General features: G+C 56.8%; 21 protein-coding genes and 1 tRNA gene. 18 read left to right on the top strand and 4 right to left on the bottom strand.

Going from position 1 to position 25,895, the window contains the following annotated elements; translation table 11 throughout:
• Positions 1-5: 5 nt before the first annotated feature.
• Both rsmA and HMPREF2980_RS08680 read left to right on the top strand, forming a co-directional pair.
• Positions 6-878, top strand: coding sequence for a 16S rRNA (adenine(1518)-N(6)/adenine(1519)-N(6))-dimethyltransferase RsmA (gene rsmA, locus HMPREF2980_RS08685; RefSeq protein WP_070667115.1), 873 nt, complete (start codon positions 6-8; stop codon positions 876-878).
• 68 nt (positions 879-946) lie between these two features.
• The gene (locus tag HMPREF2980_RS08680; RefSeq protein ID WP_070691446.1) at positions 947-1,954 is read left to right on the top strand and encodes a GHMP family kinase ATP-binding protein; all 1,008 of its coding nucleotides are present in this window, start codon (positions 947-949) and stop codon (positions 1,952-1,954) included.
• 244 nt (positions 1,955-2,198) lie between these two features.
• Here the strand turns inward: HMPREF2980_RS08680 and HMPREF2980_RS08675 are convergent, their stop codons facing one another.
• Positions 2,199-4,028: an ABC-F family ATP-binding cassette domain-containing protein gene (locus HMPREF2980_RS08675; RefSeq protein WP_070691443.1), complete on the bottom strand. Its 1,830-nt coding sequence runs from the start codon at positions 4,026-4,028 to the stop codon at positions 2,199-2,201.
• 235 nt (positions 4,029-4,263) lie between these two features.
• On the opposite strand from HMPREF2980_RS08675, the gene HMPREF2980_RS08670 reads away from it, so the two are divergent.
• The 3 genes from HMPREF2980_RS08670 (at position 4,264) to HMPREF2980_RS08660 (ending at position 6,877) form a co-directional block, all read left to right on the top strand.
• A tRNA-Gln gene (locus HMPREF2980_RS08670) sits at positions 4,264-4,334 on the top strand.
• Between the two features lie 87 nt (positions 4,335-4,421).
• On the top strand, positions 4,422-5,876 hold the full coding sequence (gene glmU / locus HMPREF2980_RS08665) for a bifunctional UDP-N-acetylglucosamine diphosphorylase/glucosamine-1-phosphate N-acetyltransferase GlmU (RefSeq protein ID WP_070691439.1): 1,455 nt from the start codon (positions 4,422-4,424) through the stop codon (positions 5,874-5,876).
• Between the two features lie 20 nt (positions 5,877-5,896).
• Positions 5,897-6,877 carry a ribose-phosphate diphosphokinase gene (locus tag HMPREF2980_RS08660; RefSeq protein WP_049327934.1) on the top strand — a complete coding sequence of 327 codons (981 nt, stop codon included), beginning with the start codon at positions 5,897-5,899 and terminating at the stop codon, positions 6,875-6,877.
• Between the two features lie 136 nt (positions 6,878-7,013).
• Here the strand turns inward: HMPREF2980_RS08660 and HMPREF2980_RS08655 are convergent, their stop codons facing one another.
• Positions 7,014-8,135 carry an arsenate reductase/protein-tyrosine-phosphatase family protein gene (locus HMPREF2980_RS08655; protein WP_070691436.1) on the bottom strand — a complete coding sequence of 374 codons (1,122 nt, stop codon included), beginning with the start codon at positions 8,133-8,135 and terminating at the stop codon, positions 7,014-7,016.
• A 721-nt stretch (positions 8,136-8,856) separates the two neighbouring features.
• On the opposite strand from HMPREF2980_RS08655, the gene HMPREF2980_RS08650 reads away from it, so the two are divergent.
• Complete coding sequence (locus tag HMPREF2980_RS08650; RefSeq protein ID WP_246823717.1) at positions 8,857-10,665, top strand: ABC transporter ATP-binding protein; 1,809 nt, start codon at positions 8,857-8,859, stop codon at positions 10,663-10,665.
• Positions 10,666-10,744: 79 nt separating this feature from the next.
• Here the strand turns inward: HMPREF2980_RS08650 and HMPREF2980_RS08645 are convergent, their stop codons facing one another.
• Complete coding sequence (locus tag HMPREF2980_RS08645; RefSeq protein ID WP_070691432.1) at positions 10,745-11,098, bottom strand: glycosyltransferase family 2 protein; 354 nt, start codon at positions 11,096-11,098, stop codon at positions 10,745-10,747.
• A 2-nt stretch (positions 11,099-11,100) separates the two neighbouring features.
• On the bottom strand, positions 11,101-12,057 hold the full coding sequence (locus tag HMPREF2980_RS08640) for an alpha-1,2-fucosyltransferase (protein WP_070691429.1): 957 nt from the start codon (positions 12,055-12,057) through the stop codon (positions 11,101-11,103).
• Positions 12,058-12,238: 181 nt separating this feature from the next.
• Here HMPREF2980_RS08640 and HMPREF2980_RS08635 point away from each other — a divergent pair, with 181 nt between their 5' ends.
• From HMPREF2980_RS08635 to HMPREF2980_RS08580, 12 genes are all read left to right on the top strand, one after another.
• Positions 12,239-13,159, top strand: coding sequence for a glycosyltransferase family 2 protein (locus HMPREF2980_RS08635; RefSeq protein WP_070691426.1), 921 nt, complete (start codon positions 12,239-12,241; stop codon positions 13,157-13,159).
• Between the two features lie 258 nt (positions 13,160-13,417).
• Positions 13,418-14,416, top strand: coding sequence for a CgeB family protein (locus HMPREF2980_RS08630; RefSeq protein WP_005506928.1), 999 nt, complete (start codon positions 13,418-13,420; stop codon positions 14,414-14,416).
• Entirely contained in the window at positions 14,407-14,973 is a 567-nt protein-coding gene (locus tag HMPREF2980_RS09535; RefSeq protein WP_012904026.1) for an acyltransferase, read from the top strand. The genes HMPREF2980_RS08630 and HMPREF2980_RS09535 overlap by 10 nt, the downstream gene beginning before the upstream one ends.
• On the top strand, positions 14,966-16,060 hold the full coding sequence (locus HMPREF2980_RS08620; RefSeq protein WP_070691423.1) for an RNA-binding protein: 1,095 nt from the start codon (positions 14,966-14,968) through the stop codon (positions 16,058-16,060). Before HMPREF2980_RS09535 ends, HMPREF2980_RS08620 begins: the two co-directional genes overlap by 8 nt.
• Positions 16,060-16,788: an acylneuraminate cytidylyltransferase family protein gene (locus HMPREF2980_RS08615; protein WP_005508906.1), complete on the top strand. Its 729-nt coding sequence runs from the start codon at positions 16,060-16,062 to the stop codon at positions 16,786-16,788. Before HMPREF2980_RS08620 ends, HMPREF2980_RS08615 begins: the two co-directional genes overlap by 1 nt.
• A gap of 90 nt (positions 16,789-16,878) precedes the next feature.
• Positions 16,879-19,122: an N-acetylneuraminate synthase family protein gene (locus HMPREF2980_RS08610; RefSeq protein WP_005506934.1), complete on the top strand. Its 2,244-nt coding sequence runs from the start codon at positions 16,879-16,881 to the stop codon at positions 19,120-19,122.
• Positions 19,123-19,139: 17 nt separating this feature from the next.
• Positions 19,140-20,264 (top strand): glycosyltransferase family 4 protein, encoded by a 1,125-nt coding sequence (locus HMPREF2980_RS08605; protein ID WP_070688339.1) that lies wholly within the window; start codon positions 19,140-19,142, stop codon positions 20,262-20,264.
• The gene (locus tag HMPREF2980_RS08600) at positions 20,261-21,592 is read left to right on the top strand and encodes a hypothetical protein (protein ID WP_070688338.1); all 1,332 of its coding nucleotides are present in this window, start codon (positions 20,261-20,263) and stop codon (positions 21,590-21,592) included. The genes HMPREF2980_RS08605 and HMPREF2980_RS08600 overlap by 4 nt, the downstream gene beginning before the upstream one ends.
• The gene (locus HMPREF2980_RS08595; protein WP_070688337.1) at positions 21,585-22,493 is read left to right on the top strand and encodes a glycosyltransferase family 2 protein; all 909 of its coding nucleotides are present in this window, start codon (positions 21,585-21,587) and stop codon (positions 22,491-22,493) included. Before HMPREF2980_RS08600 ends, HMPREF2980_RS08595 begins: the two co-directional genes overlap by 8 nt.
• 4 nt (positions 22,494-22,497) lie before the next feature.
• Positions 22,498-23,541: a glycosyltransferase family 4 protein gene (locus HMPREF2980_RS08590; protein ID WP_070691421.1), complete on the top strand. Its 1,044-nt coding sequence runs from the start codon at positions 22,498-22,500 to the stop codon at positions 23,539-23,541.
• A 66-nt stretch (positions 23,542-23,607) separates the two neighbouring features.
• Positions 23,608-24,561, top strand: a complete 954-nt coding sequence (locus tag HMPREF2980_RS08585) for a glycosyltransferase family 2 protein (protein WP_049327945.1) — start codon at positions 23,608-23,610, stop codon at positions 24,559-24,561.
• 12 nt (positions 24,562-24,573) lie between these two features.
• Positions 24,574-25,821 carry a glycosyltransferase gene (locus HMPREF2980_RS08580; protein WP_049346733.1) on the top strand — a complete coding sequence of 416 codons (1,248 nt, stop codon included), beginning with the start codon at positions 24,574-24,576 and terminating at the stop codon, positions 25,819-25,821.
• Positions 25,822-25,895: the final 74 nt, after the last annotated feature.

Below are 25,895 nucleotides of genomic sequence, written 5' to 3'. Positions count from 1 at the left end.
ACGCTGTGAACGATCTGCCCCTGCTCGGCCCTGCTGAGATTCGCGAGCTCGCCGAGATGCTCGGTATTCGTCCCACGAAGACTCTTGGGCAGAACTTTGTGATTGACCCCAATACGATTCGTCGTATTGTCAACGCGGCAGAGATTTCACCGGAGGAGACGGTGCTGGAGGTCGGCCCGGGCCTGGGTTCGTTGACCCTCGGCATCCTGGACGCTGCGAAGGATATGGTGGCGGTGGAGATTGACCCGCCCCTGGCTCAGCAGCTTCCGCACACGATTGAGAAGTTCCGCCCTGAGAAGGCGGGCGATATTGACGTGGTGCTCATGGACGCCCTGAAGGTCACCGAGCTGCCTCGCACTCCGGATGCTCTGGTGGCGAACCTGCCCTATAACGTGGCGGTTCCGGTGCTTCTGCACCTGTTTGCGCAGTTCCCGAGCATTCGTCACGCCCTGGTGATGGTTCAGGACGAAGTCGCCGACCGTCTTTCGGCGACCCCGGGTTCAAAGATTTACGGTGTGCCCTCGGTGAAGGCTAATTGGTATGCCGAGGTGTATAAGGCGGGCGTGATTGGCAAGAACGTGTTCTGGCCTGCACCGAAGATTAACTCTGGCCTGGTCGGCTTCCGCATGCGCGAAGAGCCGCTCTCTACCGTTGACCGCGACCTGGTGTTCACGATCGTGGACGCGGCCTTCGCTCAGCGCCGTAAGACCCTGCGTGCCGCGTTGAGCTCCTGGGCGGGCTCCGGAGCGCGCGCGGAGCAGATTTTGGTGGCTGCCGGTATCGCTCCGACGGAGCGCGGCGAGAAGCTGGATATTCACGGTTTTATCCGCATTGCGGAGGCTTCGCTGACTGTCCCGGCTGAGCCTGTAGTGGAATAGCTTCTTCCCGCTCTAAATTTTTCACTGACGTTCTCACGCGAGTTCCCTCGCGAAAGGTGTATGCGCTGATGAGTACCGCCTCCCAGACCGCTATTTCGGTTGATGCTCCCGGCAAGGTCAATCTGTACCTTGCCGTGGGGGATGTTCGTCCGGACGGCTACCACCCGTTGACTACGCTTTTTGCGGCGGTCTCTTTGACGGAGACCATCACGGTCTCTGAGGGGCAGGCACCGGGGCTGAGCTTGAGCATGGATATTGTGCCCGGCTCCCTGGTGGATCAGCAGATGCAGGCGGGGCAGTTCGACCCTGCCGCTGTGCCAATGGATGAGCGGAATCTTGTGTACCGTGCCGCTGCGCTGATTCTTGCGGAGCACGGCATCGAATCTGTCCCGGCGCTGCACCTGCATATTGCGAAGGCTGTGCCCGTGGCAGGCGGCATGGCTGGCGGCTCAGCGGATGCGGCGGCGGCTCTCATCGCCACGGACCGCTACCTGCACGCAACCGGCCGCACCGGTGTGCTCCTGACCCAGACGGATTATGAACGTCTTGCCGCGCAACTGGGCGCCGATATTCCCTTTAGCGTGCGTGCCGCGCTCGGGCAGACCCTCGCACTGGGGCAGGGGACCGGCACCGAGCTTCAGAACGTTGCTGCGCCTCGGGAGCCCCTGCACCTGGTGATTGTTGCCGCACAGTTTGGCCTCTCAACCCCCAGCGTGTTCAAGCAGCTGGATGCCGGCCGTGCCGCCGGTGAGTATCCCGCCTCCGGTGAGCTGGTGGAACCCGTAGAGCTTCTGAGCGCCCTGAATTCTTATGACGGTTCGGAGGGGGCGCTCGCCTCCTTGGCACCGTTGCTGCGTAACGACCTGCAGGCACCCGCACTTTCGTGCGCCCCGCAGCTGGAACAGACTCTGAACCTGCGCGAGAGCGAGGGCGTGTACGCCTCCCTGGTGTCCGGTTCCGGTCCGACGGTGCTTCTGCTGGTTTCTTCGCAGGCTCGGGCGGAGGCTCTTGCCTCCACTCTTCGCGCTGCGGGCAACCACGCTGTGAGCGCGGTTAGTGCGATTCTGCATCATTAGTAAATGACCCATAACCGACTGGTGTACACCAATCCCGGTCCTTTGGGAGCTGCATTGGCGGCTAAAAAGTCTGCGTTGTGTCTTGAAAAGTCTCGCACTTTCTCTCCCGAATATGTTGTTCGGCATTGGGAGAAGCTTTTCGGATCCATTCACCGTTAGCCGCCGCTGTAGCTGAGCGCTGAATATATGAAGAATGCCGGTTCTAGATTCAATCTAGAACCGGCATTCCTTATATCAGTAGACCTTAGCCCAGCAGTTCGGAGAGTTCGAGCCAGCGCATTTCTAGCTCGTCAATCTCATCCTGAAGTGTCTGCTGCTGCTCGCCGAGTGCCGCTAAACCGGCGTAGTCCGAGGCGTCGTGCGCGCTCATCTGCTCGGAGAGCTTCTCCTGTTCTGCAGCGAGCTTGGCGAGGCGGCGTTCAATCGCACCGGATTCCTTCTGCGCCGCACGCAGCTCGGCACCGGAGACCTTCGGGGTATCCGGCTCAGCAGAAGCCTGCGCCGAGGAGGCGGCACGCGCTTGCACGCTACCGGCAGCGGAGCCACCAGCACCTGCCGCCGAGAGCGCCAGATACTCGTCCACACCGCCGGGCAGGTGGCGGAACGAACCGTCAATCACGGCGTACTGCTGATCGGTGACGCGCTCCATGAGGTAACGGTCGTGGCTGACCACCAGCAGGGTACCCGGCCAGGTGTCCAGCAGATCCTCCATCGCAGCGAGCATATCGGTGTCCAGATCGTTGGACGGCTCGTCGAGAATCAGCACGTTCGGCTCGTCCAGCAGAATCAGCATGAGCTGAAGGCGACGCTTCTGACCACCCGAAAGGTCCTTGACCGGTGTAGACAGCTGCGCACTCGTAAAGCCCAGACGCTCCAGCATCTGCGAGGGGGACAGCTCCTTGCCGTCTGCAATGTAGCTGCGCTTCTTGCGGCCAATCACATCCGAGACGCGGTCGTTAGCGACCTCGTTGAGCTCGTCGAGCTGCTGGGTCAGGGTCGCGATCTTCACGGTCTTACCGTGCTTGACGCGGCCCTCGGTCGGCTTCAGATCACCGGTCACCAGAGAAAGCAGAGTGGACTTACCTGCGCCGTTCACGCCCAGGATTCCGGTGCGCTCGCCGGGGGCAATACGCCAGGTGACCTTCTTCAGCACGGGACGCTTGCCGCCGGGCATCGAGAGGTCGTCGTAGACGACGGAAACGTTTTCGAGGTCGACCACGTCCTTGCCGAGGCGGGAGACCGCCATCTTCTTCAGCTCCACGGTGTCACGCACCGGCGGAACGTCCGCAATGAGGGCGTTGGCGGCATCAATGCGGAACTTCGGCTTGGAGGTACGCGCGGGCGCACCGCGGCGCAGCCAAGCGAGCTCCTTGCGCATCAGGTTCTGACGCTTTGCCTCCGCTGCGGCTGCCTGACGGTCACGCTCCACACGCTGCAGGATGTACGCCGCGTAGCCGCCCTCGAAGGGCTCGACGATGCGGTCGTGCACTTCCCAAGTGTCGGTACAGATTTCGTCGAGGAACCAGCGGTCGTGGGTGACGACCATGAGTCCGCCAGCATTCTTGGACCAGCGGGACTTCAGGTGGTTAGCGAGCCAGGTGATGGCTTCAACGTCCAGGTGGTTGGTGGGCTCGTCGAGCATCAGCACGTCCCACTCCTGCGCGAGCAGGGAGGCGAGCGCTACGCGTCGACGCTGACCACCAGAGAGCGAAGAGACAGGTGCATCCCAGGGCAGATCGGAAACCAAGCCCGAGATGACATCGCGGATACGGGACTGCGAGGCCCACTCGTATTCGGGGGTGTCGCCCACAATCGCGTAGCCGACGGTGTGGTCGTCGTCGAGGACGTCTGACTGGTCAAGGTAGCCGATGCGGGTGCCGCCGCGCACGGTAACGCGGCCGGAGTCCGGTTCGAGCCGGCCGGCAAGGATCTTCATGAGGGTGGACTTGCCGTCGCCGTTGCGACCGACAATGCCTATGCGGTCGCCTTCGTTCAGGCCGACCGTGATGCCTTCAAAGATGGTTCGGGTAGGGAATTCGAGGTGCAGCGATTCGCCGCCAAGTAGATGTGCCACGCCTTCTAGGGTACAGGGTGAGTGTTCAGTTCAAGTAGCGCTCCAAGCTTTGATGAGGGGCTACTTGGCGGTGCTGAGAAAAGCTGTGGGGATTGCGGGGCGCGCGGCTAAGTTGAGCACAGATATTTGATAAACTGAGGAAAGCATTTCCTGCATTGCGCTGTTCTGTGCCCAAAATGGCGGTCAATGACGATGAGGACCCGCTAGCGGGGGCTTGTCGTGAATGTAAGGATAATCCGCCATGGTGTAATGGCAGCACAGCGGCCTTTGGAGCCGTTTGTCTAGGTTCGAGTCCTAGTGGCGGAGCGTAAGCACTCAACGGCACCGTTGATAGAGAGTTGGCGGTCCGCGCTCACTCCTCACTCTTACAACCTCGTCTAAGGAGTCTTCCCAGTGAACACTGAACTGGCACCCTCTGCAGTGATCGTTCTCGCTGCAGGCGCTGGTACGCGCATGAAGTCCGCTACCCCCAAGGTCATGCACGGCATTGGTGGTCGATCCATGGTTGAGCATGCTGTCGCTGCTGCACGCGATCTGAACCCCGAGCGCCTCGCTGTTGTGGTACGTCACCAGCGCGATAAGGTTGCTGAGCATGTGCTTGCGTTTGACCCTGAGGTAACCATCGTTGATCAGGATGAGATTCCGGGTACTGGTCGTGCGGTTGAGGTCGGTCTGAATGCCTTGGATGCGCAGGCAACCGTCTCCGGCACCGTTCTGGTGACCTACGGCGATGTTCCTCTGCTGCGCCCCGAGACTCTGCGCGAACTGATTGCCTTCCACGAGGAAGACAAGAACTCCGTAACTGTCCTGACCACCCACATTGATGAGCCCGGCTCCTACGGCCGTATCGTGCGTAACCAGGCTGGCGAGGTGACCGCCATTGTTGAGGCGAAGGACGCTTCCCCCGAAGAACTCGAAATCACCGAGATCAACTCCGGTATTTACGCTTTTGATGTTGCAGTCCTGCGTGAGGCGCTGCTTGAGGTGACCACCAACAACGCTCAGGGCGAGAAGTACATTACCGACGTTCTGTCCATCGCTCGTTCGAAGGGCCACCGCACCTCCGCTCTGGCTATTGAGGACCGTTGGGAAGTTGAGGGCGCTAACGATCGCGTGCAGCTGGCTCAGCTGGGTCGTATGCTCAACAACCGCATCCTTGAGGCGCACATGCGTAACGGCGTGACTATTGTTGATCCGCAGAACACCTGGGTTGACGTTACCGTCACCATTGAAAACGACGTAACCTTGCTGCCGGGCACTCAGCTGCACGGTTCCACCACCGTCGCTACCGGTGCCACCATTGGCCCGGACACCACCCTGACTGACATGACCGTTGAGGCTGACGCTACCATCATCCGCGCGCACGGTTACGGCGCTGTCATTGGTGAGGGCGCAACTGTTGGTCCCTTCGCATACCTGCGCCCCGGTACCACCCTGGGCAAGGACGCTAAGCTTGGCACCTTCTGTGAGGCTAAGAACTCGCAGATTGGCGATGGCGCAAAGATTCCGCACCTGTCCTACGTTGGTGACGCCACCATCGGTGAGGGCGCGAACATTGGTGCTGGATCTATTTTCGCGAACTACAACGGTCTGGTGAAGAACCGCTCCGTTATCGGCGCGCACGCCCGTATGGGTTCTGCGGGCATTTACGTTGCACCTGTTACCGTCGGTGACGGTGCCTACTCCGGCGCGGGCGCGCTGATCCGTAAGGATGTTCCTGCTGGCGCCCTCGCCTACTCTGAGACTTCCCAGCGCACCATCGATGGCTGGGTTCTGAAGAACCGTGCCGGTACCGAACCCGCCGAGGCCGCTAAGGCTGCTGGCGCGCAGGAACCGGCAGAATCCTAATTCGAGGAAAGAACAACACCATGAGTAGCGAGATTACCAACCCCGGTGAGCGCAAGCTTGTAGTGGTCTCCGGTCGAGCACACCCCAAGCTTGCCGAGGAGATTGCACAGGCACTTGATCACGACCTGTTGCCCACCTCCGCATACACCTTCGCCAATGGCGAGACCTACGTCCGCTTTGAGGAGTCGGTGCGCGGTGCGGACGCTTTCGTGATTCAGTCGCACCCGGCACCCATCAACGAATGGCTCATGGAGCAGATCATTATGATCGATGCGCTCAAGCGTGCATCCGCTCGTTCCATTACCGTGGTGTCTCCCTTCTATCCCTACGCTCGTCAGGACAAGAAGCACAAGGGTCGCGAGCCCATCTCGGCACGTCTGATTTCGGACCTGTACAAGACCGCGGGTGCTGACCGCCTGATGTGCGTGGACCTGCACACTTCGCAGATTCAGGGCTTCTTCGACGGTCCGCTTGATCACCTCTTCGCAATTCCGGTTCTGGCTAAGCACATCCGCGAGCGCGTGGATGACCTGTCCAACGTGACCGTTGTGTCCCCGGATACCGGTCGTGTCCGCGTGGCTGAGCACTGGGCTGACCTGCTGGACGGCGCGCCTCTGGCGTTTGTGCATAAGACCCGCGATATTAACGTCCCCAACCAGGCTGTTTCTAAGACTGTTGTGGGTGACATTGAGGGTCGTACCTGCGTGCTGATTGACGACATGATTGACACCGGCGGCACCATTGCTGGCGCCGTGAAGGTCCTCATGGACAAGGGCGCGAAGGAAGTTATCATCGCGGCAACCCACCCGGTTCTGTCCGATCCGGCTGCTGAGCGTCTGTCTCAGTGCGGTGCTGTGGAGGTCGTCGTGACCAACACCCTGCCCGTGCCGGAAGAGAAGCAGTTCGATAACCTTACTATTCTCTCCATTGCTCCGTTGATTGCTCGCGCTATTCGCGAGGTCTTCGATGAGGGCTCTGTGACCGAGATTTTCGAGCACTAAGCTTCTAAAGCCTAAAGAAAGTCCCCCGTTGACCGTTAGGTCGGTGGGGGATTTTCTGTTGTATGAGGCTAAAGCTAACCCGGCAGGAATAGATATCTGTTCCTGCCGGGTTAGTGCTGTATTTAGCGCCGCGTGCTTAGCGGTGTGCCTGTGCGAGCCAAGGCAGAATCACGCGGAGGGACTGCTCCACCTCATCCACTGCAACCTTTGCTGCTGCGGGGCCGCGGCGGTAGGGGTCTTCCAGCTTGTCGCTATCAAGCGGGCGGGCGCCGTGCGAGTAGAGGTAAGAGAGAGGCTCGGCGCGGCGTGCGTCCTCGCGGATTCGTGCAACCTGCTTGAGAAGCTTAATCTTGGAGTGGTGTTGGGGCCATTCGCGCACGATCCAGTCGGCGTGTACCTTCTCGGCCACCAGAATGATGGTGGCGTTTTCAATAATCTGCTCGTTGAGCTGGCGGGAGGCGAAACCTTCGGGGTTGTATCCTCGTTCGATGAGTTCGTTGGCTACGTGTTCGTAGACGCCGTGGCCGACGAGAGCGCCGGTGCCCGCGCTGGAGAAAATCCACTTGTCTTCCAGACCGTACTCTGCGGCGAGGTGCTTGGAGATTACCTCACCGGATGCGCTGCGGGCAATATTGCCGGTGCACACGAAGAGCGCTTCGAAGGGGCCGTCCTTGCGGGCGCTGTCGGTACGGTTGAGAGTCTTGGGGGAGAACTTAAAGAGGGAGGGGCGTTCGCCGCGGGGCGTGGTAGCCGGGCGGGAAGCCTGTGCGTTCTGGCTGTTGGCTTCTTCGGGGTTGGCGAGCTCTTCGGCATCAACGATGGGCGCGTTGTGCTGGCTCACACGGATAATGCTGGGGCCGGTGGGCTTACCGTCTACATCGAGGATGTCACCGGGGGCTGCCTCGATATCGGTATGGGTGAGAGGCTGCGAGACGGTTGCGGTGCCGTCGGCGCTCAGTTCTTCTTCCGGGGTGACTTCCTGCTGATGGGTTTGCGTAGCGGTGTATGCCTCGTAGTCGTCTACTGCTTCGAGGAGGGAACCGTCAGGGGAAATGGTGCGACCGGCTACCCCGTGGCGGTTCTTGCCTGCCAGCTCGGGGTTGCTCTTAATGAGGGAGCGGACTCCATCAGCAATATTTGCGGAGGGAGAGGCGGCGGTTGCCTGCTGCGCCTCGGCAGTTTCTGCTGAGTTGGTTTTGTCCTCGGAGGAACCCCACGCGTACTTGTCCTTGAGGGACTTGATGTTGAAGATGCCCATCAAAAAGCCTTTTCTAATTGACGTACCCAACAGTGAACAGGGAAGCCGGAAGTGCTGGGTTTGCTGAATGAATAGTATCTATCATACCGAGTTACTTGCACCTTCAACGGTTCCTTCTCCTGCGTGTGGCGAATACCCTACAGGTGTACGTAAAGTTGACATCTCTCCCAGTTTTTTCCACGAAAGATGACCTAAAGTACAGAAAACCCTCTAAAGCTGAGGAAAGCCTGCGTGCTAAAATTATGCCTAGACTCTACTCATCACTCCTCAATTACATGGGCCCGTCTGCAATTTGTGACGGGTCGAGAAAGGCATCATGAACCTTCTCGCAGCGAAACCTCGGTTCTATCCGCAAACACTAGATTCGTCTTTTGGTAAAAGATGCTGAGATTTAACGGGTTTCTTTACAGCTTGTTACATTTCTCTTCTCTATGCGACGATAGTAAGGGAGGCACGGAGATCGTATCCCTCTATGGCGGGTAGTAGAAGTTAAACAGGCTCGCGGCACCAGAAACGATGTTTATGGTGCAGAATGTTGAATTTTGGAATATCTATTTCAAACTTGTTTATTGTTGAAGGCTTAACTTTGTGTCTAATAGTAAAATTTGGATTAAAACTCTGAATTTACTACAGATAATTGTAATGCTTCTTCTCTCACTCAAGTCATTTATTCTATTGCGGATTGTTATCTGCAGAAGGTGCAGGTTTTATTGTGAAGACTATGTACTCTAAGATCCGACTTTTCTTCCCAGGTAAGAAATTTAGGCTCCTCATCGTCAATATCATTGGCCTTTTCCTTGTATCGCTGTTGGAGATGCTTGGTGTTGCGCTGGTGCTTCCCCTGGTGAACCTTGCTATGGGAGCTCCCCGTGAGGGTTTCATCTTGGAAGTTTCTAATTTCTTTGGCAACCCAGATACTCCGACCTTGATTATTATCTTCGGTTTGACTCTTGTTGCTGCGTTTGTACTTAAAGGCGTTTTTTCGCTGGTTGTCCGTCGCTGGAGTCTTAGCTTTCTTGCAACCCAGCAGAGCGCGGTGTCGGTAGCCCTCTTGAATCGGTACACTCGTGAGCCTTATCTGGATCATCGCAAGCGTGGCATAGCCCCAATTTATAACGCGGTGAATGACGTTACTGCCCAAGCATATGGCGCCTATGTTGGTGGTGTCTTAGGACTTATCGGTGAATTGCTGTCAATTCTAATGCTTATGGTCATGTTGCTGGTTATTATGCCTGTTCCAGCGTTGCTGGCAATGGTTTATTTCGGGCTGACGTCCTTCGTTCTGCAGAGCGTTCTTAAGCGTAAGAACCGCGAACAGGGTGTTATCGCCCTGAATGCGACTAGGGGTGCATGGTCTGCCATGGTTGAGTCGGTAGACAGCTTCCGTGAGATTCGTCTGTACGATGCGACCGATCGTTACATGTATCGTTACCAGGAAAAGCGTCTGGATTCGGTAGGCGCTTCTATGCGTAGTGCTTTCCTTGCGGAATTTCCTAAGTACACCTTGGAAATCATCTTCATTATTGGTATTGCTGCTCTCATGGCCTTTATGAGCGCTACGCAAGGTGCTGATAGCACTGGCTATTTGCTTCTCTTCGCTGGTGCCTGCATTCGTATTTTGCCTAACTACACCCGTATGGTTGCCTCTCTTGGTGGCATCCGCGCTGGTGAGCATGCTAGCAATGAACTCGTGAAGGAGATCGAGCAGCTCTCACCTGAAGCCCGAATGTTTAACCTGGCTTCTAAGCCTGTCGTTCCGGAAGGCCATGAGTACATCAATAAAACTATTGAACCGATTAACATTCAGGTTGATAATTTGAGCTTCCAGTACCCGGATGGTGATAAGCCGGTTCTTAATAACATTACGCTGGATATCCCAATGGGCTCTTCAATTGCTTTCGTAGGCGGCTCAGGATCGGGTAAGACGACTCTAATTGACCTTATCTTGGGTCTTATCGCTCCGACCCATGGACAAGTGCTCAAGAATGGTGAGCCGATCCAGAAGGATTTGCGTTCTTGGCATCAGCGTATTGGATATGTGCCTCAGGATGTTTTTATTGCAGACTGCTCTGTACTTGAAGCAGTTGCTTTTGGCCTTGAGCCCAATGAGATTGATGTAGAGCGTGTTAAGTACTGTCTTGAGGTTGCTGCACTGACTGAGGTAGTAGAATCATTGGAAAATGGTTTAGACACTAAACTTGGGTACAATGCGACCCGTCTTTCAGGCGGCCAGAAGCAGCGTATGGGCATAGCCCGTGCCCTCTACCGGAATCCGAGTGTGTTGATTCTTGATGAAGCTACTAGTGCCCTGGATAACGAGACTGAGTACAAGATTACAAAGACCATTGAACGAATCTCGAAGGATATCACCGTGATTATTGTTGCCCACCGTCTGTCAACGGTCCGCAATGTTGATCAGCTGGTTTACCTTTCCAATGGCCGAATTGCTAATCAAGGAACCTTCGCTGAGGTGCAGCGAGCAAACGCAGAGTTCGCTAACCTGGTGAAGCTGGGCCAGTTGCCGGATTAGTCTCATAGCTTGCATATCTAAAGTAGAAGGGGCTCTCGTCATGAACGAGAGCCCCTTCTGTTGGTTTTATATTGTATTTTTACCGTCTGGAAAGGTCCTTAATAACGTGCACAGGTAGAATCTTGCTGAGCTCGAGCAGTATCTCATCGGTCCCATCTGAAGAGCCATTATCAGCTGCTAAGATATGGTCCACACCTTGATCGAGCAGATGTCGGATTGTCTGCTCGACGATATCTGCTTCGTTCTTCACCATGGTTATGCCCCAGATAAAGGGGCCGGAGGGGAGAACCGTGTGGGTAAATGTTTTGTTAAGCGAAGCGTAACGTTCTTTAAACTCAGCACTCTCACGAAGTGCAATGGCTTCGCGTTTATTATCATGATTTATCTTTAGCAGGAAAAGCTGGTGCTTGAGGGATTTAAGAATGTTAATCACAGCTACTCACCCGTAATCCAGTTTTTACCTTCGGGGTGATGCACTGCAACCCAATGAGTGCGGTGCATCTTTGGGCGGCGCTGATAGATATGGGCATCTTTAGGAAGAAGTTGATGAATATCAGGGGAAAGGACAATCTTCTGAGTCAACAACTCACCGATGTAAGCACCCCAATAGCCGAAGGTCGTATTGGTTAGAATTAGGTAAGGTGCGCTGGCCACAAGCGCCAGGTCATCGAACATGCCGGAACCCTGCTTTTCGAAAATGCATGGCGCAACCGAATTTAGATGTGAGAGATTTTCCTCACACCACTGAAGATCGTCCGATACAAAAATAATCTTTGAAGGAGTAACGGTCTCCTGAAGCTTCTTCAGCGCTTCCTCCACATAGGTCACCGTATCAATTCCGAAAACCTCATTAATTTGAGGCACAGAATAGTAATCGCCACGGCGAATGTTAATAACGAGAGAATTTTCATCCACTACGTTCTGCATTCTTGCAAGGCGCTTGCTAAAGGATTCTGAAGAAAGAAGGTATTCGCGAATAAAAAAGTGCAAATCTTCTTCGCTGATATCATTCTCAATATCCGTCGGGAAGTAGCCGCTACGGCGGGTAAAGAACGTATACTCTGACGAAGAAGCCGTAATGGAGGCAAGCTTCGGGAACTCCTCGGTCCATGCCTCCATTCCGGGACCATAAAGCAAAGATGCTTTGTCAGTACCGTGATGGCGCAGAGTAGCCGCGCGGGCCCATAGATACAGCCAATTACCTCCCCGGGAGATAGGGTAGGAAAGGAGAATAAATTTTTCGCCGCGGCGTAGCAGGTTAATATATTTCGCCAGATACTTATGGCGAATAGAGTTGTAAGCCGTATTGACAGCACGTTTGAAAGCGGGTTGCTGAACAGTGTATACGGCGACCCTTTCTGATTCAGTGATGGCTTGGGTATCAGAATCCATGAGAAAGTCCCCTTTCGGATGTGTAAGACAGTGAGTTGATAGTGGGTGAGCATTTATCGACTGCATAGGTAATTGAAAAGTGCAGCTAAAAAAGTAGTGAAGTTGTATAATCCTAGAGACGATAGCGCCCACATTTACGGTGGTTTCTATCATCCCTCTCACTCAAGAAAGATTGTAATACATGACCTTCCATCCCCGCGTATCTGCGGTTATTCCTTTCTACGGCGAGCCGGAGCCGGTTCTTGCCATTATTGACACTCTGCGTGCTCAGCAGGGTATTGACCCCGCCGATATTGAAATCGTCGTCTCGGATGACGTTTCGCCCACCCCCTTCCCCGAGGTTGAGGGTGTGACCGTGGTTCGCCGCCCTGTGAATGGTGGTTTCGGTAAAGCTGTGAACTCCGGTGTTGCTGCCGCGACCGGTGAATGGGTTTTCATCCTCAACAGCGACCTGGAACTGGATAACACCTTTGTCTCGCGCATGCTCGCAGCCGTGGAACGCCACGGCGAGGTGCTGGCTAGCCCGCAGATTATTGGCCACGACGGCAAGCAGCAGTGGGTCGCACGCAAGTTCCCCACCGCAGCGCATGTGGCGTGGGAATGGTTCACCCTGCTGGCTCGTTTCAAGCCGACTAACTGGTGGCACCGCGGTGTCGGCCACGATGTTGAGGCATGCACCGGCACCTCGGACGCGAAGGTCGACTGGGTTATGGGTGCGTGCATGGTCGTTCCTCGCGCGACCTTCAACCGCATCGGCGGCATGGATGAGCGTTTCTACATGAACAGCGAAGAGGTGGACTTCCAGTACCGCCTCTCGAATGCTGGTGTGGACCGCTACCTGATTCCTTCGGTAACTGTCACCCACGAGGGAGGCGGATCTTCGCCCTCCGAGCGCCGTGTACAGTGGCTAACCACTGCTCGTTTTATTTATGCCGATAAGTGGGGCTGGGAGAAGAAGCTTGCTACGGCTCTGCGCGCTACCAGCTACGCAAACTTCCTGGTGAACTCCGTGCGTGCTCTGCGCAATAAAGACGTGGACGCTCGTGGCTTCCTCGCCACCGAGCTGGAGCGTATCGCCAAGGCAGAGCGCCGCGAGAACTAGGCGCGAAACGTGCGGAATCTACAGCGGCAGTTCCGCAAGATTTTTAGCCCTCTTCGTCAGAAGGTGCATATAGAACGTAGGAGGCGACACAGTGCATTCGAGTGTGTCGTCTCCTGCTTTCGTTGTAAAATTTCAGTAGGTATGTTTTGCCTCAAGTTGCAGGTGAAACTTTCCGTTCCTCTTCACTCCAACACATAGCACCGCACGGTTCTACCCTGCGGGTTCTCATAGCAAACGCCGACAGGATTCAATCCTCATATGACTCAGCCCAAACTTCTACTGCTCTCACCCGCATTCCACGGGTACTGGAAGGCAATTCAAGCATCCCTGGAAGTGCACGGATACGAAGTGCGCACCCACATCTACGATGCGCCGGGTACTCTGCCCGAGCGTATCCTCAACAAGCTTGCTCACGAGCTGCCCGAGAAGTACCGCCCCGAAAGCTTCGCTGCTCAGGCTACTCGTAAGGCGATTGACGCTTTCAACGAATTCCGCCCCGATATTGTGCTGGTCATTAAGGGCGATATGCTCTCCCGCGAATGGTGGGACCTGCTGGAGACCTCCGGCGTTCGCTACGGCACCTGGCTCTACGACGAAATGCGCCGTATGAGCTACACCGAAGAGGACCTGCACCACCTGGGCTCGCTGGCAAGCTACAGCCCGCTGGACGCGCAGCACCTGCGTGAGCAGGGCTTCGAGGTGCTCGACATGCCCAACGCCTACGACACTCACTGCCCGGTTGTCCCCATGCGCGAGGACTCCATCAACTTTGTGGGCGCTAAGTACCCCAACCGTGAGGAGACCCTGCAGGCGCTCGTCGCAGCCGGTCTGCCGGTGCGTGCTTACGGTCGTGCTTGGTCGCGTCACCCCTATGACATTCTGCGCACTAAGCAGTTCAAGGATTCCGGCGTGCCCGCAGGCCGCGATATTGACCGCTCTGAGGCGTACGGCATTATGGCATCCTCCCCGGCAACGCTGAACATCCACAATAACCAGGATGGTTTCACCATGCGCACCTTTGAGGCTCCCGGCGTGGGCGCCCTGCAGGTGATTGACCGCGCTGATGTGGATCGCTACTACATTCCTGGCGAAGAGGTCCTGGTCTACGAGAGCATTGATGAGCTCATCGAGATTTGTACCCGTATTTTCCGTGAGCCGAAGTGGGCTCGTCAGATTCGTGAAGCCGGTCAGAAGCGTACTCTGGCTGAGCACACCTTCGATCAGCGTGTAAAGATTTTGGAGCAGCTATGGGCCTAAACCTTTCTAAGATTGTGACCAAGATGCCGAGCGTGCGTTGGCACATGGCAGACCTGCTGGGCAAGACCCTGTACTCGCGGGCGTTCGGCTCTTTCGGTTCGGGGACTGTTCTTGTCCGCCCCCTGCGTATGGTCGGTGTAGAGAACATCTACCTTGGTGACCAAATCGCAATTTACGAGGATGCCTGGATCGCTTCTGAAGCCGGAGGTATTCTGCGTATCGGTTCTGGGACCTATGTCGGTCACCGTAGCCATATTCACGCTCTGTCGAATGTGACTATTGGTAAGGATTGTGTCTTTGCCGATAACGTGATGGTCAATTCTGGCGAGCACCCTCTGGACTCTCTGCATGATGTGCAGCCCGGTGGCGACATCGTGATTGGTGATCGCGTTTTCCTCGGTCAGAATGTGTCTGTACTCGGTGGTGTCACCATCGGAGACGGTGCTGTGATTGGTGCTGGAGCTGTGGTCACCCGCGATATTCCGGCTAATGCCGTGGCTGTGGGTATCCCGGCTACCGTTATTCGAGTCCGTTCTGGGGAGAAGCAGGATGCTTAAATACCCTCTAGATTTGGATGCTTGGCAGGCATGGCAGAGGCGTCAGAAGAAGCTGAAGTGGGCTAAGTACAAGCTGAATTCACTTCTTGCCTCCGCGCGTTCTCGGACCGTTGCGGAGGAGCCCGTACACGGCCTTCTGTACACTCGCGGTACTAAGCCTCAGGTGCTGATCGTTATGGATTCGTTCTCTCCGACGAACCGCAACGCAATCTTGGAGCCTCTCAAGCACCTGGATGCTGTCGATGTTGCCCTGTGGGTTCCTGAGGACGCTAGCGAGTACCTGGACGGGCAGTACGCCAGCGAGCGCTACTCACGCAAGGACTGGTCTGAGCAGGAGATCTCCGGCGATGAGCTGATGCGCCTCCTGCCTGATATTCGCATTGTGCTTTCTGCCGCACAGTTCCTTGGACGCGGTGCGGCCGCCTACGAGTACGCTCGCGCGATTGGCGCTGAGTACTGGATGGTTCAGCATGGCCTACTGGTGCCTCAGGCGCCGCCGCTACCGGTCGGATGCACCCTGCTGGCTTTCAGCGAAGCTGACGCAGAATTTTGGGCATCGGGTCGCCGCGACGTCACCACTCACGCGGTGGGTTCGCAGCTGCTCTACCTCGCGGCGCAGAAGGCTGCCGGTGCTGAGGCGCAGAAACAGAACGACCTGGAACCGATCTTCCTAGGACAGATGCACGGTGCGGAACTGCCGCGCGCATCCTTCGCGTACGCTTCGCACTCCTTCTTGAAGAAGTTTGGTGGAACCTACCGCCCGCACCCGAGCGAGAAGGACAAGCTGTCGGTGCTGACCCACAAGCTGTGGGAGAAGGAAGGCATCCGCATTGACCGCTCCGGCACTCCGCTGAACGAAGTGCCAAACCCGGTGGTGTCCATCTTCTCTACCGGTGTTTTGGAGGCTGCGATCCGCGGTATCCCGGCGTGGGTTTACCACCCGGCACCGCCGGCATGGCTCGTGGAATTCTGGGACCGCTACGGCATGAACCAGTGGGGTCAGGAACCGACCCCGGCACCGGTTCAGCCGAAGAAGGAACCGGCACAGCGTATCGCTGAACTCATGATTGAAACTTTGGAGGCATAATGCGTATTCTCTGCGTCATCCCCGTGCGCGGTGGCTCAAAGGGCATTCCGCGTAAGAACCTGCGCCCCATCGCGGGTAAGCCGCTGGTCGCATGGACCATCGAGCAGGCACTGGCTGCTAAGGAAGAAGTAGCCGGCGAGCACGAGCTGCGTGTTGTCGTCTCCACCGACGATGCTGAGCTGGCTGATATCGCCCGCGAGTACGGTGCTGAGGTACCGTTCATTCGTCCGGCACACCTGGCTGAAGACACCACCGCAACCGAGCCGGTCATCGAGCACGCCATCGAGTTCTACACCGAAAACGGTTGGGAACCCGAGGCTGTCATGTTGCTGCAGGCAACCAGCCCGGTGCGTCTGCCCGGTACTCTGGCTCGTGCGGTCCGCCAGTTCGCGGAGAACGGTAAGGACTCCATGGTCGGTGTGATTCCGATTGGTCCGTTCATCTGGACTTGGCACGCTGACGGTGAGCCCACCGCGGCGTTCGAGATTATGGCTCGCCCGCGCCGCCAGGAGCTGACCAAGGAAACCTTCCGCTACCGTGAGAACGGTTCAATGTACATCACCAAGACCCACGTGTACACGGACCACCACAACCGCCTGGCGGGCTACCCCGGCGGTACCATTGATTTGTTCATGCTGGACGAGGTCGAGGGCGTCGACATTGACGCGCCGATTGACTTCTCCGTGGCAGAGCACCAGCTCACTCAGATCCTGGCCGAAGGCAAGTAACCTTCACCCGCGGCAGTACCTCTTCTGCCGCTTCCGGCTTGACCAGCACTCAGGCATTCAACTAAACGCTCAAACGAAAAGGTCAAAATCGTGATTATTGAACGCAATATTGCCCCCTACGTGGTCTTCGCTGAAGACCCGATTCTCAACGCACTGCAGAAGATTTCTGCTAACGGCCAGCGCATCATCTTCCTGGTGAACGAGTCCGGTATCCTGCGCGGTTCGCTCTCTGACGGCGACTTCCGTCGTTGGCTGATTGCTAACCCGACCGCATCCCTGGAGACCAGCGCCCTGGACGCTGCAAACACCAACCCGCAGACCGCACCGGCTGATGCTGATCCCGAGACCCTGCGCGCATACTTCGCGAAGGGTATCAACCACGTGCCGCTGACCGACGAGCGCGGTCACCTCGTGGCACTGGCAATGGATGAGCAGGACGTCCTGCGCATCGGTAAGCACACCATCAGCGAGGATTCCCCCTCCTTCATCATTGCTGAGATTGGTAACAACCACCAGGGTAGCGTTGACTTCGCTAAGGAGCTGGTGGACCTGGCTGTTGAGTCCGGCGCAGACGCTGTGAAGTTCCAGCTGCGCGATATGGACGCTCTGTACCGCCAGCGCGGCGCAGCAACCGCAGGTGAGGACCTGGGCGTTCAGTACACCCTGGACCTGCTGTCCCGCTTCTCCCTGACCGTTGACCAGATGTACGAGGTCTTCGACCACGTCAAGCAGCACGACATGGACATCATGTGCACCCCCTGGGACGCACCCTCCGTTCAGGCACTGGTTGACTACGGTATCCAGGGCATGAAGATTGCTTCTGCTGACCTGACCAACCACGAGCTGCTGCGTGACGTGGCTTCCCGCGGCCTGCCCATGCTGGTTTCCACCGGTATGAGCCGTGAAGAGGAAATCCGCGAGTCCGTGGCTCTGCTGCGTAACGCTGGCGCATCCTACGCTCTGCTGCAGTGCCAGTCCGCGTACCCGGCACCCTTCAAGGACGTCAACCTGGCGTACATGGACCGCCTGGCTGAGATTGGTCAGTGCCTGGTCGGCTACTCCGGCCATGAGCGTGGCTACCACGTGCCGATTGCTGCTGTTGCTCGCGGCGCGAAGATCATTGAGAAGCACTTCACCACCGACAAGACCCTCGAGGGTAACGACCACACCGTCTCCCTGCTGCCTGAGGAATTCAAGGCAATGGTTCAGCAGATTCGTGAGGTTGAGACCGCTATTGGTTCTGCTGCTCCTCGTGAGGTGTCCACCGGTGAGCTGATGAACCGCGTGAACCTGGCAAAGTCCCTGGTTGCTACCCGCCACATCGCTAAGGGCGAGGTCGTGACCGAGGCTGACGTTGCTGTGAAGTCCCCCGGCCGCGGTCTGCAGCCGAACTACCTGCCGCAGCTGCTGGGCCGCACCATGCAGCGCGACGTTGAAGAAGGCTCGTTCTTCTTCGAGGGCGACCTGAAGGACGATCTGGTGACCCGCCGCGACTTCAAGTTCGACCGCCCCTGGGGTCTGCCGGTTCGTTACCACGACTACAAGCCGCTGATTGAAGAGGCAAAGCCGGACTTCCTGGAGTTCCACTTCTCCTACAAGGACCTCGAGATCAACATCGACGACGTCTTTGACTCCAAGCTGGACATGGGTTTCACCACCCACCTGCCCGACCTGTTCGCAGGCGACTTCCTGGTGGATCTCGCGTCCAAGGACCCCGAGGTGTGGGAGCGCTCCATCGCCGAGGTTCAGCGCACCATCGACATCACCCGTGACCTGACCCGCTACTTCACCGTAGACGAGGATCCGGTCATGGTCGTGACCATGGGTGGCTTCACCAAGGACAAGCACATCCCCGCATCCGCACGTGCTGAGAAGTACGAGCGTATCGGTGAGGCGCTGAAGCGTCTGGACGCATCCGGCGTTCGCCTGGCGGCTCAGACTCTGCCCCCGTACCCCTGGCTGATGGGTGGTCAGCAGTACCACAACCTGTTCCTGGATCCGAAGGACACTGCAGAGTTCTCGCGTGCGTTCGACACCGCGCTCTGTCTGGACATCTCCCACACCATGCTTGCTTGCAACTTCCTGAACATTCCGCTGTCGGAGGCTGTTGAGCAGCTGGCACCGCTGTCCATCCACCTGCACCTGGTGGACGGCACCGGCGTTGACGGTGAGGGCGTTCAGGTCGGCGAAGGCGATGTCGACTGGGCATCCCTGGGCAAGCAGCTGCGTGAGCTGGCACCGAAGGCATCCTTCATTCCCGAAATCTGGCAGGGCCACATCAACAACGGTGAAGGCTTCTTCACCGCACTGGACCGCCTCGAGAAGTGGCTGTAGAAAGTAGACACTCACTCATGAATTCAAACGGATTTCCCACTGCCCTGTGGGTCGTTCCGGTTCCCGAGTTTGGTGGAGTAGCTCGGCACGTTGTCGATATGGCACGTGCCGGGCTCCCCGGCTTTAACCTGGTGGTTCTCGCACCCGAGGGTAAGCTCACGAGCCGTCTTGAGGAACTGGGCGTCACCGTCATCAAGGCTGAGTTCGGTCCTGACTACGGTTTTAAGACTTCTTTTGCTTCTTTGCAGAAGGCTGTTGAGCAGCTCCGCCCGGATATTGTCCACAGCCACCTGGCGTATGCAGACGTTGTCGCAACCGCTGTGGTCAACGCACTACGCATCCGTAGCGTCATCAAGCGCGGCACCTGCGTGCCGAAGCTTCTGACCACTGAGCACGGTATTGCCGGTAATGACTCGGTGTACCACGGTAGCTCCTGGCGTTCTAAGCTCATGGAGACCGTGCACCGTGTGCGCCTGTGGGGTACCGATCAGGCGATTGCTGTTTCTCGTTCTACCGCTGATCAGATGCGTGCCAAGTGGGGCGCTCGTGGCGTGGAGCTGGTGTACAACGGCGTGGATATCCCCGAGGTGCATGCAGCTGTTGAGCAGCAACGTGTTCCCGCAGAGGGAGGTCCGCGTATTCTCTCGCTGTCCCGCCTGTCTCCTGAGAAGGGCATCGACGTGCTGCTGGATGCTTTTGCACAGCTTCGTGCTGATTACCCGCAGGCTCATCTTGAGATTGCGGGCTCTGGCGATTTGGCGTCCGAGTTGCAGGCTCAGGCTCAGCGTCTGAACCTGGGTGATTCGGTGACCTTCAGCGGCTTCGTTAACCCGATTGAGGCGATGGGTCGTAGTGACATGATTGTTCAGCTGTCGGTGTGGGAGAACTGCTCCTACACTCTGCTGGACGCTAAGGCTGCTGGCCTGAAGACGGTCGCTACCGCTGTGGGTGGTAACCCGGAGATCCTGGGTGCTGACGAGCTGGTGGACCGCCAGAGTGCAACCCTGACTCAGGATGTTCTGCAGGTCATGCGCCAGCAGCTGCAGAAGGGTGAGACTGAGCCTTTCACCTGGATTTCGAACGAGCAGATGGCTGCTCAGACGGTTGATATTTACACTCGTGTACTTCGAGGAGGCCGATGATGAGCCAGACTTCGCAGGTTTACGCGCATCTGAACGAACCCACCGAGAAGCCAGAGGTTTCGCGTTTCTCTGAAACTGTGTCTCGCGGTAGTAATTACGTCCGCCATCAGACCAGCCAGATTCGTATGCCTGAGTTCATCCTGGCGTTCCTCTTGCTTTTTGGTGACCCAGTACCGGGTGTTGGTTTGCCCTTTAACCAGGTAATCATTCTTTTGCTGGCGCTGTACGGTCTGACCCGTAAGCCAACTTTTGACGTGAGTCATTTTTCGGGTCTGCGCGCAATTATGTTTATTGCAATGGGTTACCTCGCAATTGTCTCGTTCTACGGTGTACATTCCGAGGACGCATCGGATTGGACTCGACGTTTGCTCCGTCTTGTGGCTGCAACCGTGTTGATTTGGGCTATTGCAGCCGGACGTCTGCATATTCGCTCTATTGTTCTGGGATACTCATCGGCGATTCTTTTTAACGCTGTAGGGTATTTTGCAGGTTTTGCCCCGGCAACTGGTTATGTTGGCTATCTGACCGGCTGGCTGGGTGACAAAAACTTCTCGGGTCTGGTGTACTGTCTGTTTGGTCTGTTAATTCTGAGCTTTGCCCGTAACAAAATTGAAGTTATCGGCACTATTGTTGTTTTCTCCGGGCTGCTATGGGCTACGGGTTCTCGTACCTCTATCGCGGCGTATGCAGCGGGTCTGATTTGGATCGTTATTGCTCACCGTATGAAGACTTTTGGCCGCATTGCCTTGGGTGTGGCCCTGTACTGGTTAATTGATATCTTGACTAGTGACTACGCGCAGTCTGGTGCCTTCGCAGATCGTACCGGTACCGATGCGCTTCGTTCACTGATCGACCAGGCATCTGAGATTAAGGTTCAGGCAACTGGCTTCTTCGGCCAGGGCTTGGGCGAAGCGTATGTATATCTGGCACATACTGGTTCGAAGACCTGGTTCTTCCACAATTCGTACTGGTCTGCGCTTGTGGAGGGCGGCTGGCCGTGGATGATTCTGGTCGTTGCCATTACCTTGCTCTTTATCGTGAATGTGTTTAGCGGCCAGAAGACTCTGCCGGCTAAATTCTATGTTGTACAGGGCGTTGGCGTTGCCATCATGATTTGTGCATCGCGTCTGGGCGAGGTGTTCTACACCTGGCCGTGGGCTGTTGCCTGTGGTTTGGCTCTGCGCGTGTTGCTGCTTGAACGCGAACAGCGTCTTGGCACCGGCCATGATGAAGCGAATATCGAAGGCTTCGACGAGCGAATTGAAATTCGTGAGGCGGAAGAGAAGTCGCAGCACGCTGCGCCGATGTGGAAGGAAGAAAATGTCTAAGACTGATCGAGCTCCTGAAGTTAGCGTCATTATTTGTGCGCTGAACGCTGCATTGACTCTTCCTCGCCAGCTTAAGGCCCTGGAGAACCAGGAAACTGAGCTTCCGTACGAAGTGATTTTGGTAGACAACGGTTCAGAGGACGACACCCGCGCCGTTATGGAAGCGTGGGCTCAGGAACCCCGAGAGGATAAGTTCACGGTCAAGGTCGTGGACGCCTCCGCAACTCCAGGTATTCCCGCGGCCCGTAACGCCGGTGCACGTGCCGCATCGGGTAGAGTCTTAGCATTCTGCGATGCTGATGATGAAGTATCTCCTCAGTGGGTTCAGGCGTTTTCAGAGGTGCAGGATAAGGAACTGGCAGGTGGCTGGATTCGCGCTTTTGACGCTAATGGCAGCCCTCGCCCCGATGCCTTTGGCAAAGGTCTGATTGCAACTCCTTATCTGCCGCACGTGGGCAACTGTAACTGTGCTATTACCCGTGCACGCTTTTTTGAAATTGGCGGCTACGATGAGTCCCTTCCCCGCTACGGCTACGAGGATGTGGATATTTCGTGGCGTCATCAGGAAGCCGACGGTGTGATGCGCTTTATCCCTGAAGCAGAGATTCGTTTTACTCTCTCGGAGGGGAAGAGCTCTATCCGTAAGAAGTACGAGCTGGGTGTGGGACGTGTGCTGATGGCCCGTCGTTTCCCGAAGTATGATTCTGCAACGTATTCGTTGAAGTCTACTGTGACTGGCAGCGTTCAGCAGCTGTTGAATATCCTGCGTCAGGCTGTGACCCAACGTAAAGTTGCTCGTCGAGATGTTGCCAACTGGGTTGCATCGCTGGGACGTATCCGCGGAAGTATCAAATACTCCGGTAAGAATTATGTGCCCGCACGCAAGCTGGTGAAGGAGTAGAAGGATGGAGAAAGAACTCTACATCGCCACCAATAACGGTGACATGGGCGGAGGCGAGGTCATGCTTCTGAACATCGCCCGCGCGGCCCGTAGCCTTGGCTACAAGGTCACCATTGTGGGCCCTTCCGAGCCGAAGCAGCTTGTAGAAGCCGCTGCGGATGAGGGGTTCCCCCGCATTGTCTTGCCGGCTAAGAACCGCGCACAGTACATGGTGGCTCTGCGTAGCTGGCACGCTCGCCACAAGGACGTTCTGCTGTGGTGTAACGGTCTGGTTCCCGCAGCGGCAACGGGCGGTCGCAAGAACCGCATCGTGCACCTGCACCAGCTTCCTGCCGGCGTGAACGCGAAGCTCGTACCCTTTGCTCGCCATAAGGCGTCCGTCCCCCTGGTCCCGAGCCGCTATGTGGCTCGCGCCTGCCCCGGCAGCGAGCTGTTTGCGAACTGGGTCAGCGGCGTATCCACCGAGCTTGATCACCGTGTGGGGGAGCGCAGACTTCGCGTCGGTTACCTGGGGCGTTTGACTCCCTCTAAGGGCATTGCGACCCTGTGCCAGGCGATGAGTTCCTTGAACTCTAACGGCATTGAATACGACCTGGTGATTGGCGGCGAGCCTGTCTTCGCATCTGACGAAGAACGAGCTGAGGTTGAGGAGGCGCTAGCTCGTGTCGCCACCTTCAGCACTCGTTTGGGCTGGACTACCCCGGACCGTCTTTTCGGTGACATCGACATGCTCGTTGTACCTTCGATTGCCCCCGAGTCCTTTGGTCTGGTGGTCGCTGAAGCGATGAGCGCACGCGTCCCTGTGATCGTCAGTGATGCTGGTGCTCTGTCGGAGGTACTGGGCGGTGCATCGTACCCGTACGTTGTGCCTGCTGACCAGCCGGTAGCTCTTGCCCAGGCTATTAAGAGCCTGGGTACTGAGCTTCGAGAAGATACGGATGCGCTGGCGGAGCGAACCTCCGAGCTGTTCTGGCGTTGGCAGGAGAATTACTCGCCTGAAGCAGGTAAGGTCCGTGTTGGTGAGATTCTGGAACGTTTTATCCGCTAAGGTGCTTCTAAACGTATAGGCCATTCCCAACGGATATCCTCTCGCTCAAACCCCCGAAGGAAAATTATGACGACTACTCACCGCTACAAGGCTGCGGTTATCATTCCCTCTCGCGGTGGTGCAGATATTCTGCACTACCCGCTGGATGCGCTTGCCGCTCAGACTGAGAAGGACTTCCAGGTTATCGTGGTCCTCGACGGCGATATTGACAACAGTGAAGCTGTGCTTGACCGCTACATTGCAGAAGGCAAGCTGAACTTGACCAAGATTGTTTTCGAGGAGAACCGCGGCCGCGTGGCTGCGTTGAACGCTGGTCACCGTGCGGCTGATGCGGACATCCTTATCCGCTGCGATGATGATCTGGAACCCGATCCCAACTACGTTGCGAACCACCTCAAGTACCATGAGGCTCCTGGTGAGCACGGCGTAATCGGTATCTACTTGAACCAGTTCCCGGACACTCCCTACTCTCGTGTGTACGGTAACTACCGCGACCAGAAGTTCCGTGAAGCTGCGTACCAAGTTGCGCCTGAGAAGCGCTGGATTTACTGGGCGGGTAATGTGTCTATGTCGAAGAAGCTCTTCGACGAGATTGGTGGCTATGACCCCGCGTACCGTCTCTACGGTTGGGAAGACGTAGACATGGGTTATGAGGTTGCTCAGCACGGTGGCGAAATCCATATTGCCCCTGAGCTGGCGACTAAGCACTACGTGGCTGCTACCACCACTGCAGTGCGTGCCCTGCGTGCCCTGCACTCGGGTTCTGCCCGCACCATCTTCGTGCGTAAGCACGGCGATGCGGCGCACCCCGCCCCGAACCCGACGGGTGCATGGGGCTTGCTGGTCAAGGCCCTTGCTCGTTTCACCACGGAGAAGACCATCAAGGCTCTGGGGGATGCGAGCGATAAGATTCTGCTCAAGCTGCCCGCTAAGGCGGCTGAGAAGCTTGTGGCTTTGCAGGTTGAGGCTGCATCTTACGCCGGTATTCACTATCCTGAGCGAGCTCAGAAAGTTTTCTAGGAGGAAAAGAAAATGTCACTCACTCAGCTCTTGACCTCCGCTCCGTTTACCGGGCCGAAGAACCCCGACGCGGTGCTCGCGGATATCCCGAAGAGCCTCAAGAAGCTTGGCCGCCTGGCGCGCCGTTACGTGCCGCTGGTCAAGCCTGAGGCTACTGAAGAGATTGCGATTGCTCACGACTACCTGACTCAGCGCGGCGGCGCGGAGCGTGTTGTCCTGGCAATGCACCGTGCGTTCCCGGATGCACCGATTTACACGACTCTGTACGACCCGGAGGGTACCTTCCCTGAGTTCAAAGACGCGAAGATCATTACCAGCCCGCTGAATAAGATTGGTTATTTGCGTCGTAACCACCGTATGGCGTTGCCGATTTTGCCGTTTGCTTCTTCTTTCTTGAAGGTACCGGCTGAACGCGCTGTGGTGTCGACGACCGGTTGGGCACACGGTTTCAACTTTGCCGGTCGTAAGTTCATTTACTGCCATTCGCCGGCGCGTTGGCTGTACCTGAGCGATCAGTACCTGGGTGAGAAGAGCACCGGCCCCGTGCCGCTGCTGCTGAAGACTCTGCGTCCTGCACTGATGTTGTGGGATCACTGGGCGGCTCACCGCTCGGCGGTGTATGTGGCGAACGCGAGCGTGATTAAGAAGCGCATCGAGAACGTGTACGGCAAGAAGGACGTTCCGATTTTCTTCCCGCCGCACTCGGTAGACACCACCGCACCGGTTGAGCCTATTCCGGGCCTGGAAGAGTTCACCGAATCGGACGATTATTTCCTGATTGTTTCTCGCCTGCTGCCCTACAAGAATGTTGATAAGGCTGTTGAAGCCTGCAATGAGTTGGGTAAGAAGCTACTGGTGATTGGCCGCGGTCCGGAGAAGGAACGTCTGGAAGCGCTTGCGGGCCCGACTATTCGTATTGCTTCGGGTGTTTCGGATGCGCAGCTTCGTTACGCGTACCGTCATTGCCTGGCGCTGCTGGCTATCTCGTATGAGGACTTCGGCATTACCCCGCTAGAAGCGGGTGCTAGCGGCAAGGCCGTGATTGCCTACCGTGCGGGCGGCTTCCTGGATACCATTCAGGAAGGCAAGACCGGCATGTTCATCAACCAGCCGACCGTGGAGCAGCTGGTGGAAGCCCTCAAAGCTTTCAACCCGGATGACTGGGACGCCGACTACATCCGTGAGCACGTTGACGGTTTCTCGGAGGCTCGTTTTATCAGCCGCTTGAAGACCTACGTGCAGGCTTTGCCCGAAGACTAAAAGAGCTCGGCCCATAGAAGAAGGCGGGGCGGTAGAACTATATAGTTCTACCGCCCCGCCTTCTTTATTCGTTC

Source organism: Rothia sp. HMSC076D04, from assembly GCF_001814645.1.
Lineage (GTDB): Bacteria > Actinomycetota > Actinomycetes > Actinomycetales > Micrococcaceae > Rothia > Rothia mucilaginosa.
Note: the sequence above shows the minus strand (reverse complement) of the source record. Positions and strands in the feature narration are given on the sequence as shown.